The organism is Oryzibacter oryziterrae (assembly GCF_021864535.1).
Lineage (GTDB): Bacteria > Pseudomonadota > Alphaproteobacteria > Rhizobiales > Pleomorphomonadaceae > Pleomorphomonas > Pleomorphomonas oryziterrae.
Genome location: NZ_JAKJIC010000005.1, coordinates 1 through 14,059, shown reverse-complemented (window position 1 = coordinate 14,059; position 14,059 = coordinate 1). Strand labels below are relative to the sequence as shown.

Here is a 14,059-nt window from a genome sequence, read left to right as displayed (position 1 = left end):
AAAGGGTCCTTGTTTCCTGGGAGGTCAATCAGGGTTGGGTGTCAACACGAAGACATCGGTCACGCCGACGTCGAGACCGAACTGGGAGAGCAGTGTCGTGACCTGCCCCCGATGATGGGTCTGGTGATTGAAGAGGTGGGTGAGGATCGATTGCGTCGACTTGGCGACAGTCTCGCCGGTCAGCCGCTGGAAGCGAATGATTACGTCGAGATCGGCTGGCGCAAGTGCTGAAGCAAATTCGACGAAGCCGGTGTCCAGCTGGTCACGCGCGACGCGCCAGCCGTGAAGGTCGGTGTAGAGAAGGTCATTGAGGGCGGTTGGGGTTGGCAAATCAGCGGCAAAGCCAAAGCACTGCCCCTTGGGGTGGCCCGACAGGCGCCGGGCCCAGGAAATGTCCGAGACGATCAGGTGGTTGAGCGTGCCGAGGACCGACTTGAAGAAGGCGCCGCGATCTTCCATGAGCTGAGCCGGGGTGAGCTTGCCGGCGGTGTCGTGGACCTTGGCGTTCATCCAGCCGTTATAGCGGGCCATCAGCTGAACATGTTCGATGAAGGACATAGGGTGTCTCCTCGCGCCTGACAGGGGAGGCCGAGCATAGGCGGGTGATCCGGGCCGAACTAACCAGTTTTGTTGATTTGACCGATCAGTTCCTCGACCAGCGGCAGCATGCGCCTGGCAATTTCCTCGCTGCCGGCGGCGGTAGGGTGCTCGCCATCGGCCTGAACCATGCCGGGCACGCCGATCAACCCATCCATGAAGAAGGGATAGAGCAGCGTCTGATGTTCGCGGGCGAGATCGGGGAACATGCCGTTGAAGGCATTGGTATAGCCGGGGCCGAGGTTGGGGGCGGCATACATGCCGGCGATCAGCACCTTGGCGCCGCGCGCCTCGATCTTGCTGACAATCTCGTTGAGGGTGGCCCGGGTGGCCGCCGGATCGACGCCGCGCAACATGTCGTTGGCGCCGAGTTCGACAATGACGGCGTCGGCCCCGTCGGCCAGCGCCCAGTCGAGCCGTGCGAGCCCTTGGGCGGCTGTGTCGCCGGAGACGCCGGCGTTGACCACGGTCACGTCATGGCCCTTGGCCTTCAAGGCGGCCTCGAGCCGTGAAGGAAAGGCTTCGGCGGCCGGCAGACCGAGACCCGCCGTGAGGCTGTCGCCGAGGGCGACGATGCGCAGAGGTTCGGCAGAGGCGAATGAGTTCAGCAAAAGCCAGGCGAGGCCGGCGAAGAAAAGTCTCACGGCAAAGTGACTCCGACTTGGCAAGACAAGGACCATCCCCATATGACAGGCTCCGTCGAACACGCCCGGGCAGCTTGCCTACCAAATACTACTTATCGGACAAGTCATCTTGATAGAACCGGCAATTGCGATCAGTAACGTCGATTTGAGCCTGGGGTCGGGCGCGGGCCGCGTGCACATCCTCAAGGACCTGTCGCTGACCATCGCGGCCGGCGAAAGCGTTGGCATTGTTGGCCCTTCCGGGTCGGGCAAGTCAACGCTGCTGATGGTTCTGGCCGGACTGGAGCGGGCTGACCGGGGCGAGATCCGTGTATCGGGGACGCGCATGGATGAACTGGGCGAGGACGGGCTTGCCCGCTTTCGCGGACGGTCGATCGGTATCGTCTTCCAGTCCTTCCACCTGATGCCGACCATGACGGCGCTCGAAAATGTCGCGGTGCCGCTGGAACTGGCCGGTCGGCGCGATGCCTTCGAACGGGCCAAGGCGGAGCTGACGGCGGTCGGCCTTGGCCATCGTCTCGATCATCACCCGGCCGAACTGTCGGGTGGCGAGCAGCAGCGCGTGGCGATTGCGCGGGCGCTGGCTCCCGAACCGTCGATCCTGATTGCCGACGAGCCCACCGGCAATCTCGATGCGGAGACCGGGCGGGAGATCATCGCTCTGATGTTCGGCGAACAGCGGCGGCGCAATGCGACGCTGGTTCTGGTGACCCATGATCGCTCGCTTGCCGACGCTTGCGACCGGCGCATCGGCATGCGCTCAGGCGAGATCGTCGAGGATGTGCGGGTTGCCGGTATCGAGGCACGGCCATGAGCGGCGGCGCGTCCGCAACGCTGGGACTGGAGACGGCCTGGAGGTTCGCCTTGCGCGAGATCCGGGGCGGTCTCAAGGGGTTCCGCATCTTCATCGCGGCCATCGCGCTGGGCGTCGCGGCCATTGCCGCCGTCGGCTCGACGACGCAGGCGATCACAGCCGGCATCGGGGCCGAAGGGCGAAGCATTCTTGGTGGCGACGTGGCCTTCAACTTTGGCGCCACACCGCCTGATGACGAGGAGTTGCACTGGATCGGCGCACAGGGCCTGACCTCCTCGCTGGTGATGGTCAACTCCATGGTCCGGCTTGCGGATGACAGCCAGACCGCGCTGGTGCGGATCAAGGCTGTGGACGAGGCTTATCCCCTGGTAGGAACAGTTCGTCTGGATGACGGGATCTCGCTGGCCGCCGCCCTGGCTCCGGATGCGGCGGGTCGGCTCGGCGTTGCTGTCGAGCCCATTCTCATGGACCGGTTGGGTTTGAAGCTGGGCGACCCGATCGGCATCGGGCGGGGGCAGCTTCATATCGGCGGTGTCATCGCAGAGGAGCCCGACAAGGCCGGCTCTGGTCTGGCCTTCGGGCCGCGCGTGATGATGACCGATGAGGCGCTGAAGGCGACCGAGATCATTCAGCCGGGCAGCCTCGTGCAATATGCGACGCGGCTGCTGCTGCCCGCAGGAACGAGCGACGATCGGGTCAGCGTCGTGGCAGAGAGCGCCAAGGCGGCGTTTCCGAAGTCAGCCTGGCGGATCACGACGCGTCTCGACGCGGCGCCGGGGCTCGAGCGCAATGTCGAACGCTTCGCGCAGTTCCTGACGCTGGTCGGGCTGACTGCCCTCGGCGTCGGCGGCGTTGGGGTCACCAATGCGGTCAAATCCTATCTCGACCGCAAGCGCGACAGCATTGCCACGCTGAAGGCGCTGGGCGCGCCGGGCTCCTTCGTGGTGACGGTCTATCTCCTGCAGATCATGGCGATTGCCGCGGTCGGCGTTGTCATCGGTCTTCTGCTCGGGCTGGTGCCGCCCTGGCTCGGCGGCGATGCGCTGGCGCGGGCGCTCGATCTGCCCATCCGCATCGGCATCTATCCCGCCCAGCTGTTGATTGCAGCGGTCTTCGGGGTGCTGACGGCCTTCACCTTTGCCATCTGGACGCTCGGCCGGGCGCATGACGTGCCGGTGAGTGCGTTGTTCCGCGAGCGCGTGGCGCCCGGGCGGCATTGGCCGCGGCTGATCTACATGGCGCTGACTGCGGCGGGCGCGCTGCTGTTGGCGGGCGCGGCCGTGGCCGGCGCGGCCGATCGGTTCGTGGCTGTGGTGTTCGTCGGCGCGCTCGCCGCCGTCTTCTTGACGCTGGCAGCGGTCTCGCGGGCGATCGTCTGGGTGGCCGGGCGCCTGCCGGCACCGCGGTCGGCGGAGCTGCGGCTCGCGCTGCGCAACATTCACCGTCCCGGCGGGCTCACCTTGTCGGTGGTGCTGTCGCTCGGCCTCGGGCTGACGTTGATGGTGACGCTGGCGTTGATCGATGGCGGCCTGCGCCAGCAGCTGTCCTCGACCTTGCCGGAGCGGGCGCCGAACTTCTTCGTGCTCGACATTGCCGGAAGCGAAGCGCAAGCCTTCCGCCAGCTGACCGAGGCAGCAGTGCCCGGGACAAAGCTGGAGAGCGTGCCGATGCTGCGCGGCCGCATCACGGCCCTGCGCGGCGTGCCGATCGACAAGATCGAAGCGCCGGAAGGCGCCCGCTGGGCGCTGGACGGCGACCGCGGCATCACCTTTGCCGACAGCTTGCCCAAGAACTCCATCCTGGGGTCTGGTGCCTGGTGGGCCAAGGATTATCAGGGGGAACCGCTGGTCTCCTTCGAGGACAAGCTTGCCACTGATCTCGGCCTCAAGATCGGCGACCTCATTACCGTCAGCGTGCTCGGTCGCGAGATCACCGCGCGCATTGCCAACACGCGGCGGGTGGAATGGGAGTCGCTGTCGATCAACTTCGTCATGGTCTTCTCGCCCAATGCCTTCACGGGTGCTCCCTTCTCGGATCTTTCCACCGTGACGCTGCCCGGCGGCGGTGACCGGGCGAGCGAAGCGGCGTTCATGAAGGCGACGATTGCGGCCTATCCGACGGCAACCGTGGTGCGGGTCAAGGATGTGCTGACGTCGGTCAACGATCTCGTCGGAAGTCTGGTGATCGCCATTCGGGCCGCCGCCTCGGTGGCGCTGGTGGCTTCGGTGCTGGTGCTTGCTGGAGCCTTGGCCTCCGGACATCGCCAGAGGGTCTATGACGCGGTGTTGCTGAAGACCTTTGGCGCGACGCGGCGGCGCATCATCCTGGCCTTTGCGCTGGAATATGGCTTGCTCGGGCTGGTAACGGCGGTCTTCGCGCTGATTGCCGGGACTGCGGCGGCCGAAGGCGTGCTCGCGGGCATCATGAAGATATCCGTCACCCATGACCCGTGGGTCGCCATCAGTGCCGTTGGCCTGTCGCTGGTTCTGACGATCGGCCTCGGGCTTGCCGGCACGTGGGCGACGCTTGGGGCCAAGGCCGCGCCGGTGCTCAGGAATCTTTAAATCTTCGTCATGTTTTCTAGGCGGACACCGGTCCCCTCTTGTAGGGGATGCGGTTCACGCCCATATTCGAGGCTCGACCGGCGGATTTCATCTCCGCAAGGTCTCAAGAACGTGCATCAGAAGGAAACCTTTTCCATGGCTTACCCTGACCGCAATATCCCCACGGGCTTTGGCTCGACGACCTATGCGGCGGAGATCGACCAGGGTCTGCGCAGCTATATGCTGAAGGTCTACAACTACATGGCCATCGGCCTCGTGCTGACGGGCCTGGTTGCCTACGCTTCCGCCAATGCCGCCATCAACTGGAACACGATGGAACTGACTGCCTATGGTCAGGCCATCTTCATGAGCCCGCTGAAGTGGGTGGTGATGCTGGCGCCGCTGGGTGCCGTGATGTTCCTGTCCTTCGGCATCAACAAGCTGAGCGTCGGCGCGGCGCAGGCCCTGTTCTGGGGCTATTCGGCGCTGGTCGGCCTGTCGCTGTCGTCCATCCTTCTGGTCTACACGGGCCAGTCGGTGACGCAGGTGTTCTTCATCTCGGCGGCGTCCTTCGGCGCGCTCAGCCTCTACGGCTACACCACCAAGCGCAACCTGTCGGCCATGGGCTCGTTCCTGATCATGGGCCTGTTCGGCCTGATCATTGCCTCGCTGGTCAACATCTTCATGCAGTCTTCGGCCATGGCCTTTGCCATCTCGGTCGTGGGCGTCGGCGTGTTCGCGGGCCTCACCGCTTATGACACGCAGAACATCAAGGAAATGTATTACGAAGCCGATTCGGTTGAGACCATGGGCCGCAAGGCCATCATGGGCGCCCTCAGCCTCTATCTCGACTTCATCAACATGTTCATGATGCTGCTGCGTCTGATGGGCGACCGTCGCTGATTGCAGGCATCCTGTCGCAAATCTCATGGGCGCGAGGCGAAAGTCTCGCGCCTTTTGCTTTGCTCGGAAAGCGCATTTCTGTTTTGGTGCGCGCATGACACGCGTTGAGGACCGCAAGCACCATGATGATGATCCGCCCCGCCCAGCCCAAGGATATCGCCGCCATTGCCGCGATCTATGCTGAGGCCGGCATCAAGGGAACCGCATCATGGGAACTTGAGGCGCCCGATCACGCCGAGATGCTGCGGCGGTTCGAGACGATCACAGGCGCCGGTTTTCCCTATATCGTGGCCGAGTTGAACGGCGCCGTGGTCGGCTATGCCTATGCCAACACCTACCGTCCCCGGCAGGCCTATCGCTTCACGGTCGAGAATTCGATCTACATGGATCCGGCAGCGCAGGGCCGCGGGATCGGCAAGCGGCTGCTGAAGGTGCTGGTCGACGATTGCGCCCGGCGCGGCTTCCGGCAGATGATCGCCGTCATCGGCGACAGTGACAATCTCGCCTCGCAGAAGCTGCATGCATCGCTCGGCTTCGAGCTGGTGGGCATCGCCAAGGGGCTCGGCTACAAGCACGGGCGCTGGCTCGATCAGATCTTGATGCAACGGGCGCTCGGCGAGGGCAGCACGGGTGCGCCGGCTGCCTGATCGTCACTCCGCCAGGTGCAGCAGCGACTTGTCGATCACCCTCAGGACGCGGGACAGCTCCGAGCCGCGTTTCAGGATCATGCCGGTCTGGGTGACGACGGAGTAGGCGCCCTGCTTGCGCGCCAGCTTGGGGTCCTTCTCGACCCGATAGAGCGGCATTTCCGAGGTGCGGCGGAAGATCGAGAATACGGCCTTGTCGGGCAGGTGGTCGATGGCATAGTCGCGCCACTCGCCGGTGGCGACCATGCGGCCGTAGATTTTCAGGATTTCGGAGAGTTCGTGGCGGTCGAAGGCCACGTAGGGTTTGGCGGGCGCACTCGTCTGCGCCGGTGCTGCCTGGAACGGCCGCGGCAACGTCACCAGCGTTGCGCCGCCCTGCAAGCTTTCGTCAACGACATCCGTCACGCGGCCCTCCCGACGTTCATGTCATGTGACTGTCATGATTGCGCCGGAAGGGAAAAGTTGCAACGGGCTAAATGACCTCAGGCGACCGAGCGCAGGCCCTCTTCCACCGCGTAGGCGCGGCCGAAGCGATTGGCGAGGAAGTCGTCGAGCGCGATGTCTTCCTGGCGGATGAAGCCTTCGTGCGGCAGCTTGCCTTCGACGAGCATGTCGAGAACGGCGCAGATGGCCGAAGCGGTGGTGATCTGGATGGCGCTCATCATCTCGCCGCCGACCTTGCGGGCATAGACCTTGTTGGCATAGGTCTCCTGAATGAGGCGGCCGTTGCGGCGGCCGGAGACGGTGACGAAGATCACCACCACGTCCTGCAGCGTGCCGGGGACGGCGTTCTCGAGGATTTCCTTCAGGATGTGCCGGCGATCGCGCAGGCCGAGGTCGTTGAGCAGCGCCTTCATGATGGCGGCATGGCCGGGATAGCGGATGGTGCGATAGTTGAGGGTGCGGACCTTGCCCTTCAGCGTCTCGCAGAGCGTGCCGAGGCCGCCCGAGGTGTTGAAGGCTTCGTAGGTGACGCCGTCGAAGGAGAATTCCTCGCGCTCCTCAAGAGCCGGCACGTCCACCAGTTCGCCATCGACGATGGCCTCGCAGGGCTCGCAATATTCGTTGATGACGCCGTCGGTCGACCAGGTGAGGTTATAGTTCAGCGCATTGGAGGGGTATTGCGGCAGGGCGCCGACGCGCATGCGCACGCTGTCCAGCGTGTCGAAGCGGCGGGCCAGGTCATGGGCGACGATGGAGATGAAGCCCGGCGCGAGGCCGCACTGCGGGATGAAGGCGGTCTTGGCGGAAGCGGCCAGCGCCTTGACGACACGGGTCGAGGCGACGTCCTCGGTCAGGTCGAGATAGTGGCAGCCGGCGCGGCTGGCCGCCTCGGCGATGCGGGTGGTCAGGTGGAAGGGGGCGGCCGAGAGCACGGCGAACTTGCCGGCGAGGGCGGCGTCGAGCTCTACGGCCTTCTCGATTTCCAGCACGCGGAACTCGATGGCCGGATGCGCCGGCAGGCCGATGAACTGCCCTTCGGCCTTGTCGATCAGCGTGACGTGGTAGTCGCCCGTCTGGGCAAGCAGGGTCGCAATTGTGGAGCCGATCTTGCCGGCGCCGATGACCGCGATGTTGTGCATTCCGATTCCCCTTTTGTATGAATGCGTATGTGGAACCAGAATGGCAGGTATTCGGACGAATTGTAGGGGCATGTTTGTCGGTTTGAAGCTTACATTTCGGCGGAATGCCGATATGATCCGGCATTATGACAAGAGACCCTGATCAAGAATTGCTCGCCCTCCTGTCCGAGAATGCGCGGGCCACGACGGCGGAGCTGGCGCGCAAGCTCGGGCTGTCCCGCACCACGGTGCAGAGCCGCATCGAGCGGCTGGAAGCCCGGGGCGTGATCGCCGGCTATGGCGTGCGGCTCGGGGAGGCCTATGAGCGCAATCTCGTCAAGGCGCATGTGCTGATCACCGCGCTGCCCAAGCTTGCCCCCAAGGTGGAGGCGGGGCTCAGGGCCATCCGCGCCGTGCGGACGTTGCATTCGGTCAGCGGCCCCTTCGACATGATCGCCATCGTCGAGGCGCCGAGCATCGGCGAGCTGGACCTGCTGCTCGATCGCATCGGCGGTTTGGAAGGGGTGGAACGCACCCAGTCGGCGATCGTGCTGTCGACCCGTATCGAGCGTTGAAGCCTTCGCCGACAAAGTTCCTGGCTGGGACTTCGTGCAAGGTCTCCGGCTCCAACTGGTTGATCTGGTTGGTGAAAGCAGAGCCTGGACGCGGACTGAGACTAAACCGGCCCCTTCAAGGAAAGTATATTCGCTTCCTCATGTGTTGTCTTGGCGGCGCGCTAGATAGCTCTTGGCCGTTCCGGACAAGGTCTCGTCTCAGTCGATCCTAGTCTCGAAGTAGGTGATAGCCGAAAAATACCTACCTGATTGAGTATGTGTCCCAAGAGTCGTATTACATAAAAGCAAGAATTTTTTAACCAATTGAGGATGCCATGAGGGCCAATGTAATTGCAGCATGGATGCTGGCTGTTGCTGGCATCGGAACGGCGCATGCCGCCAGCACGCCGCTCTATGATATCGTCCGCTTTCTCCCCAAGCAGCAAACCTCTGTCTTGGCGGCGAAGCCTGCCGGTATTCCGGTGGTGATCAATCTGAAGCTGTTCGGTGCGCGCAAGTATGCCGACGACTTCACGCGGGCGGACGCGCGCGCCAACGCCAAGCGCGCCATCGCGGCGACCATCGACTCCTTCGTCCGCACCAAGCTGGCGGGGCATGCCCTGCTGAAGATGCAGACGTCGCCGCGTGTCGCGCTTGTGCTGACCGAGGCTGAGATCAGAACGCTGGCGCGTGATCCTGCCGTCGCGACGATCGACTACAACGCGCCGTCGAAGGCGCTTCTCGTGCAGTCGATCCCGTTCATCCAGATGAACCAGGTTTACGCCAGCGGGGTCAGCGGCAAGGACGGCACCGTCGTCATCATCGACACCGGCATTGATCGCGCGCATACGTTCCTTGGTGCTGGCACGTCCCGACAGCTGTCGTCGCTCAATGCCTGTTTCCGCACCTATTCTCCCTATTGCGCCAACGGCTCCAGCAGCGAAACAGGGACGACTGCAGGCGATGCGACTTTCCTGCAAGATCATGGAACGCATGTGGCCGGCATCGCCATGGGCCGCAATGCCTCGGGTTCCAGCCCGCCAAATGGTGTCGCCAAGTCGGCAAATGTCATTGCCATCAACGTGTTCCGCTCCGACGACTATACCTATGACTCCGACATGGAAGCGGCGCTCGAATATGTGGAGACGCTGGTCGACACGGGCAACAACAGCAACAAGATCAGATCCATCAATCTGAGCATCGGCGGTGACAGGTTCAGCGACAGCTGCGATCTGGTCAAGTCGTCGATGAAGGCCGTCATCGATCGGCTGCGCAAGAAGGGCGTGGCCACCGTCTTCGCCGCCGGCAACGAGGGATACACCAAGTATGTCGGCTCGCCCGGCTGCATTTCCTCGGTGGTCACGGTGAGTGCGGCAACACGGCAGGCGCCGCTTGCCGTGGCGTCCTACTCGAATGTGGGGGCGATGACCGATGTATTCGCCCCTGGCGGCGAGATCGGCAACTGCATCAAGTCCTCGGTTCCGGGCAATGGGGTCGATGCGTATGACAAGATGTGCGGTACGTCGATGGCGGCACCGCATGTCACCGGCGCGATCGAAGTGCTGGCGCAGGCTTTCCCCAATCGCTCGATGGCGCAGATCCTGTATGCCCTGCGCAAGACCGGCACAAACCTGACCGATACCCGGACCGGTCCCAAGTATTCCGCGCCGTTCATCCAGGTGATGAACGCGGCGACGTTCCTGAAGACGCCGAGCGCGGATGCCAATGATGTCTTCGCAAAGCCCGTGGTGGTGACCCTCAACAAGACCTATCAGGGGTCAACGGCTTTCGCGACGCTGCAGAGCGGCGAGACGCATCACGTGGTGAACACGGACGGCGGCAGCGTCTGGTACAAGTTCGTGCCGACGGAAACCGGCCAGGTGTCGATCACCACGTTGAACTCGGATTTCGACACCGTGCTTGCGGTCTATGCGGCGCCGTCTTCGGTCTCCGCGCTTGGAACCGCTGTTGCCAAGAACGACGACGATCCTGTCGGGCTGACGACCAGCATCCTGAGCTTCAAGGCGACCAAGAACAAGGTCTACATGATCGCGGTTGCCGGCAAGACGTCTGCCGATCGCGGCCGGGTGCAGCTGACCCTGGCACCGGTTCCCGCCAACGACAATCTGGCGAAGGCGCCGAGCCTGACGGTGGGGACGACCGTGGCCGGCGACACGCGTGGAGCCACCCTGGAAGTCAGCGAAATGGTGCCTTTCGGCACCGACACGCATTCCCTGTGGTGGAAGTTCAAGGCGCCGGCTTCCAAGTCCTACACCATGAACACAAAGGGCAGCGCGATCGCCGATACGGTGCTGGGGGTCTATACCGGTTCCAACATGCAGAGCATGTCCCCCTTTGCCACCAATGACGACTTTGGCAGCGACAACCTGAGTTCGGTCACCTTCGCCGCCACGGCGGGCACCACCTATTTCGTGCAGGTGCTGGGCTATGACACCAACAACGTCGGACCGGTGAAGCTGACTGTCAAGTGACGCCGATGGCGTTTGAAACAAATGTCCCGCGGCGCCAGGCGTCCGCGGGACATTGTCGTTTCCGGAGGATTTGCCGTCCCTGGGGACGGCAGCCTCATTTCAGGTTCTGACGGTTGTCGATCAGGTCGGTGACAACGGAAGGATCGGCAAGCGTCGAGGTGTCGCCCAGAGCGCCGAACTCGTTCTCGGCGATCTTGCGCAGGATGCGGCGCATGATCTTGCCCGAGCGGGTCTTGGGCAGGCCGGGGGCAAACTGGATGAGGTCCGGCGTGGCGATCGGGCCGATCTCCTGACGCACCCAGTTCTTGAGTTCCTTGCGCAGTTCCTCGGTCGGCTCTTCGCCGGACATCAGCGTCACATAGCAATAGATGCCCTGACCCTTGATGTCGTGCGGATAACCGACGACGGCGGCTTCCGACACCTTGGGATGGGCAACCAGTGCGCTTTCGACTTCCGCCGTGCCCATGCGGTGGCCGGAGACGTTGATGACGTCGTCGACGCGCCCGGTGATCCAGTAGTAGCCGTCGGCATCACGGCGGCAACCGTCGCCGGTGAAGTAGAGGCCCTTGTAGGTGGAGAAATAGGTCTGCTCGAAGCGCGAGTGATCGCCGTAGATCGTGCGCATCTGGCCCGGCCAGCTGTCGGTGATCACGAGGTTGCCCTCGGTCGCGCCCTCAAGGAACTTGCCTTCGGCATCGACGACGGCCGGCGTGACGCCGAAGAAGGGACGGGTGGCCGAGCCCGGCTTCAGCGGGGTCGCGCCGGGCAGCGGCGTGATCAGGATGCCGCCGGTCTCGGTCTGCCACCAGGTGTCGACGATCGGGCAGCGCTGGTCGCCGACCACGTTGTAATACCACAGCCAGGCTTCCGGATTGATGGGTTCACCCACCGAGCCGAGGATGCGCAGTGACGCGCGGCTGGTCTTGGTAACATGATCGTTGCCCGAGCCCATCAGCGAGCGGATGGCGGTGGGGGCGGTGTAGAAGATGTTGACCTTGTGCTTGTCGATCACCTGCCAGAAGCGGCCGGCGTCGGGATAGGTCGGCACGCCCTCGAACATGATGGTGGTCGCGCCGTTGGCGAGCGGACCGTAGAGAATGTAGCTGTGGCCGGTGACCCAGCCGACGTCGGCCGTGCACCAGTAGATGTCGCCATCATGATAGTCGAAGACATACTGGTGCGTCATGGACGCATAGACCAGGTAGCCGCCGGTGGTGTGCAGCACACCCTTGGGCTTGCCGGTGGAACCGGACGTATAGAGGATGAACAGCGGATCTTCGGCGTTCATCTCTTCCGGCGGGCAATCGGCGGAAACCTTGGCGGCCTCTTCGTGATACCAGAAGTCGCGGCCTGATGTCATGGCGATGTCGCCGCCAGTGCGCTTGACGACGATGACCTTCTCGTCGCCCTTGCACTTGGTCAGGGCGGCGTCGACATTGGCCTTGAGCGCCACCTTGCGGCCGCCGCGCAGACCTTCGTCGGCGGTGAGCACGATCTTGGAGTCGCAGTCCTCGATGCGGCCGGCTAGACTGTCGGGAGAGAAGCCGGCGAAGACAACCGAGTGGATGGCGCCGATGCGAGTGCAGGCCAGCATGGCATAGGCCGCCTCGGGGATCATCGGCAGGTAGACCGTGACGCGATCGCCCTTCTTGACGCCATGCGCCTTCAGGACGTTGGCAAAGCGGCTGACTTCGGCGTGCAGTTCGCGATAGGAGATGTGCCGGCTGTCGGCGGGGTTGTCACCCTCGAAGATGATGGCCGTCTGGTCGCCGCGCGTTTCGAGATGGCGATCGACGCAGTTGGCCGAGACGTTCAGCGTGCCGTCCTCATACCACTTGATGGAGACGTCGGGCGCAAAGCGGGTGTTCTTCACCTTGGTATAGGGCTTGATCCAGGTGATGCGCTTGCCCATCTCGCCCCAGAAGCCGTCCGGATCCTCGACGGAGCGCTTGTAGAGCTCCAGATATTTGTCGTTATCAACCCACGCAGCGGCAGCCGTGCTGGCCGCCACCGGAAAAATGTCTCCGGACATAAGCAACTCCTCCCAAGCAGAACCGACCCACGCTCATTGCTCCCAGGCGGGTGCGGTGTTCCGTCGCGCATTATGATGAGGTTAAACACGGACGTCCATCCGCAAGAAGGCGGGACCAGCCCGGAAGCCGGTCGCCAACCCTCATCATTTGGTATGATGCAATGCAGCAGCGCAGCTGTCCAGTTGGTGTCAGCTTGCGCAGAAGCGCCAGACCTTGGTGTGCTTGATTTCGTTGTCCTCGATGGCGCGAGTCACGGGGACGCGATATTCAGCAATCTTTTCAATGCCGGACTTGGGCAGATAGGCGCGACCGGGATCGCCGAAAAGCACCGTTGCACCGCCCGCTTCCGCACCGCGCAGGAAGGGCTCGACCCGATCGGCCATGGGCTTTTCATAGAAGACGTCGCCGGCGAGGACCACGTCGAAGCCTTCAGCCCCGCTGTCGAGGACATTGCGAGCCGAAGCGGTGACGGCAACGCCGTTGGCCTGCGCATTGAGTACGATGGCTGTCAGCGAGAAGCGGTCGATGTCGGTTGCCTCGCAGAAGGCCGCGCCTGCCTGCATGGCGGCGATGCCGACGATGCCAGAGCCGGACGCAAAATCGAGGACACGCTTGCCGGCGACGATCTCGGGATGGTCGAGGACATAGCGCGCCAGGGCCTGGCCGCCAGCCCAGGCAAAGGCCCAGAAGGGCGGCGGCAGGCCCAACTCCCCGAGTTCTTCCTCGGTGCGGCTCCACAAGTCCATGGCCTCGTCGGCCAGATGCAGGCGGATCTCCGGCACATGCGGCGGCGCCTGCAGGCGGGTTTCGGAGCGCACGAAGGCCGCCGGATCGGAAATGGCCATCAAAGGCCGGCCATTTCTGAGACGATGGTCCATTCCTCTGGAGTGACGGGCTGGACGGAGAGGCGCATGGAGGTGACCAGACTCATCTTGGCAAGGCGCGGTTCGGCCTTGACGGCGGCAAGGGTGACCGGGCGGGGCACATCCCGCACCGCCCGGATGTCGACGCACTCCCAGCGCGGATCGTTGGTGGTGCTGTCCTGATGGGCCAGGGCGCAGACTTCGGCAATGCCGACGATCTCAAGCCCCTCGTTGGAATGATAGAAGAAGCCGAGGTCGCCGAGCTGCATCGAGCGCATGTTGTTGCGGGCAAGATAGTTGCGCACGCCGTCCCATTCAGTGCCCTTGTCGCCGAGGGCCTTCAGCTGGGCAAAGGAAAACTTGAACGGCTCGGACTTGAACAGCCAGTAGGAGGGCATGCTTGTCTT

Annotated in this window: 13 protein-coding genes; 6 read left to right on the top strand and 7 right to left on the bottom strand. The window is 63.5% G+C overall.

Going from position 1 to position 14,059, the window contains the following annotated elements; genetic code table 11:
• Positions 1-24: 24 nt before the first annotated feature.
• Positions 25-558: a DinB family protein gene (locus L2I41_RS07020; RefSeq protein ID WP_237152819.1), complete on the bottom strand. Its 534-nt coding sequence runs from the start codon at positions 556-558 to the stop codon at positions 25-27.
• Between the two features lie 59 nt (positions 559-617).
• Positions 618-1,241, bottom strand: coding sequence for an arylesterase (locus L2I41_RS07015; protein ID WP_237152818.1), 624 nt, complete (start codon positions 1,239-1,241; stop codon positions 618-620).
• Positions 1,242-1,350: 109 nt separating this feature from the next.
• Here L2I41_RS07015 and L2I41_RS07010 point away from each other — a divergent pair, with 109 nt between their 5' ends.
• From L2I41_RS07010 to L2I41_RS06995, 4 genes are all read left to right on the top strand, one after another.
• Complete coding sequence (locus tag L2I41_RS07010; protein WP_390633929.1) at positions 1,351-2,055, top strand: ABC transporter ATP-binding protein; 705 nt, start codon at positions 1,351-1,353, stop codon at positions 2,053-2,055.
• The gene (locus L2I41_RS07005; RefSeq protein ID WP_237152817.1) at positions 2,052-4,619 is read left to right on the top strand and encodes an ABC transporter permease; all 2,568 of its coding nucleotides are present in this window, start codon (positions 2,052-2,054) and stop codon (positions 4,617-4,619) included. Before L2I41_RS07010 ends, L2I41_RS07005 begins: the two co-directional genes overlap by 4 nt.
• Before the next feature lie 135 nt (positions 4,620-4,754).
• The gene (locus L2I41_RS07000) at positions 4,755-5,501 is read left to right on the top strand and encodes a Bax inhibitor-1/YccA family protein (protein ID WP_237152816.1); all 747 of its coding nucleotides are present in this window, start codon (positions 4,755-4,757) and stop codon (positions 5,499-5,501) included.
• A 122-nt stretch (positions 5,502-5,623) separates the two neighbouring features.
• On the top strand, positions 5,624-6,148 hold the full coding sequence (locus L2I41_RS06995) for a GNAT family N-acetyltransferase (protein ID WP_237152815.1): 525 nt from the start codon (positions 5,624-5,626) through the stop codon (positions 6,146-6,148).
• A 3-nt stretch (positions 6,149-6,151) separates the two neighbouring features.
• On the opposite strand, the gene L2I41_RS06990 is transcribed toward L2I41_RS06995, so the two are convergent.
• Positions 6,152-6,553, bottom strand: a complete 402-nt coding sequence (locus L2I41_RS06990; RefSeq protein WP_237152814.1) for a DUF2794 domain-containing protein — start codon at positions 6,551-6,553, stop codon at positions 6,152-6,154.
• A gap of 77 nt (positions 6,554-6,630) precedes the next feature.
• Positions 6,631-7,731, bottom strand: a complete 1,101-nt coding sequence (locus L2I41_RS06985) for a saccharopine dehydrogenase family protein (RefSeq protein ID WP_237152813.1) — start codon at positions 7,729-7,731, stop codon at positions 6,631-6,633.
• A 125-nt stretch (positions 7,732-7,856) separates the two neighbouring features.
• Here L2I41_RS06985 and L2I41_RS06980 point away from each other — a divergent pair, with 125 nt between their 5' ends.
• Both L2I41_RS06980 and L2I41_RS06975 read left to right on the top strand, forming a co-directional pair.
• Positions 7,857-8,285: an Lrp/AsnC family transcriptional regulator gene (locus L2I41_RS06980; protein WP_237152812.1), complete on the top strand. Its 429-nt coding sequence runs from the start codon at positions 7,857-7,859 to the stop codon at positions 8,283-8,285.
• Between the two features lie 314 nt (positions 8,286-8,599).
• Complete coding sequence (locus L2I41_RS06975) at positions 8,600-10,756, top strand: S8 family peptidase (RefSeq protein WP_237152811.1); 2,157 nt, start codon at positions 8,600-8,602, stop codon at positions 10,754-10,756.
• Positions 10,757-10,850: 94 nt separating this feature from the next.
• Here the strand turns inward: L2I41_RS06975 and acs are convergent, their stop codons facing one another.
• The 3 genes from acs to L2I41_RS06960 form a co-directional block, all read right to left on the bottom strand.
• Positions 10,851-12,788, bottom strand: coding sequence for an acetate--CoA ligase (gene acs / locus L2I41_RS06970; RefSeq protein WP_237152810.1), 1,938 nt, complete (start codon positions 12,786-12,788; stop codon positions 10,851-10,853).
• Between the two features lie 189 nt (positions 12,789-12,977).
• Positions 12,978-13,634 carry a class I SAM-dependent methyltransferase gene (locus L2I41_RS06965; protein WP_237152809.1) on the bottom strand — a complete coding sequence of 219 codons (657 nt, stop codon included), beginning with the start codon at positions 13,632-13,634 and terminating at the stop codon, positions 12,978-12,980.
• The gene (locus tag L2I41_RS06960) at positions 13,634-14,050 is read right to left on the bottom strand and encodes an EVE domain-containing protein (protein WP_237153002.1); all 417 of its coding nucleotides are present in this window, start codon (positions 14,048-14,050) and stop codon (positions 13,634-13,636) included. The genes L2I41_RS06965 and L2I41_RS06960 overlap by 1 nt, the downstream gene beginning before the upstream one ends.
• Positions 14,051-14,059 lie beyond the last annotated feature (9 nt).

Coding starts and splice junctions, on each gene's coding strand:
- L2I41_RS07020 (WP_237152819.1), bottom strand. CDS start 558: ATGTCCTTCATCGAACATGTTCAGCTGATGGCCCGCTATAACGGCTGG.
- L2I41_RS07005 (WP_237152817.1), top strand. CDS start 2,052: ATGAGCGGCGGCGCGTCCGCAACGCTGGGACTGGAGACGGCCTGGAGG.
- L2I41_RS07000 (WP_237152816.1), top strand. CDS start 4,755: ATGGCTTACCCTGACCGCAATATCCCCACGGGCTTTGGCTCGACGACC.
- L2I41_RS06995 (WP_237152815.1), top strand. CDS start 5,624: ATGATGATGATCCGCCCCGCCCAGCCCAAGGATATCGCCGCCATTGCC.
- L2I41_RS06985 (WP_237152813.1), bottom strand. CDS start 7,731: ATGCACAACATCGCGGTCATCGGCGCCGGCAAGATCGGCTCCACAATT.
- L2I41_RS06980 (WP_237152812.1), top strand. CDS start 7,857: ATGACAAGAGACCCTGATCAAGAATTGCTCGCCCTCCTGTCCGAGAAT.
- L2I41_RS06975 (WP_237152811.1), top strand. CDS start 8,600: ATGAGGGCCAATGTAATTGCAGCATGGATGCTGGCTGTTGCTGGCATC.
- acs (WP_237152810.1), bottom strand. CDS start 12,788: ATGTCCGGAGACATTTTTCCGGTGGCGGCCAGCACGGCTGCCGCTGCG.
- L2I41_RS06965 (WP_237152809.1), bottom strand. CDS start 13,634: ATGGCCATTTCCGATCCGGCGGCCTTCGTGCGCTCCGAAACCCGCCTG.
- L2I41_RS06960 (WP_237153002.1), bottom strand. CDS start 14,050: ATGCCCTCCTACTGGCTGTTCAAGTCCGAGCCGTTCAAGTTTTCCTTT.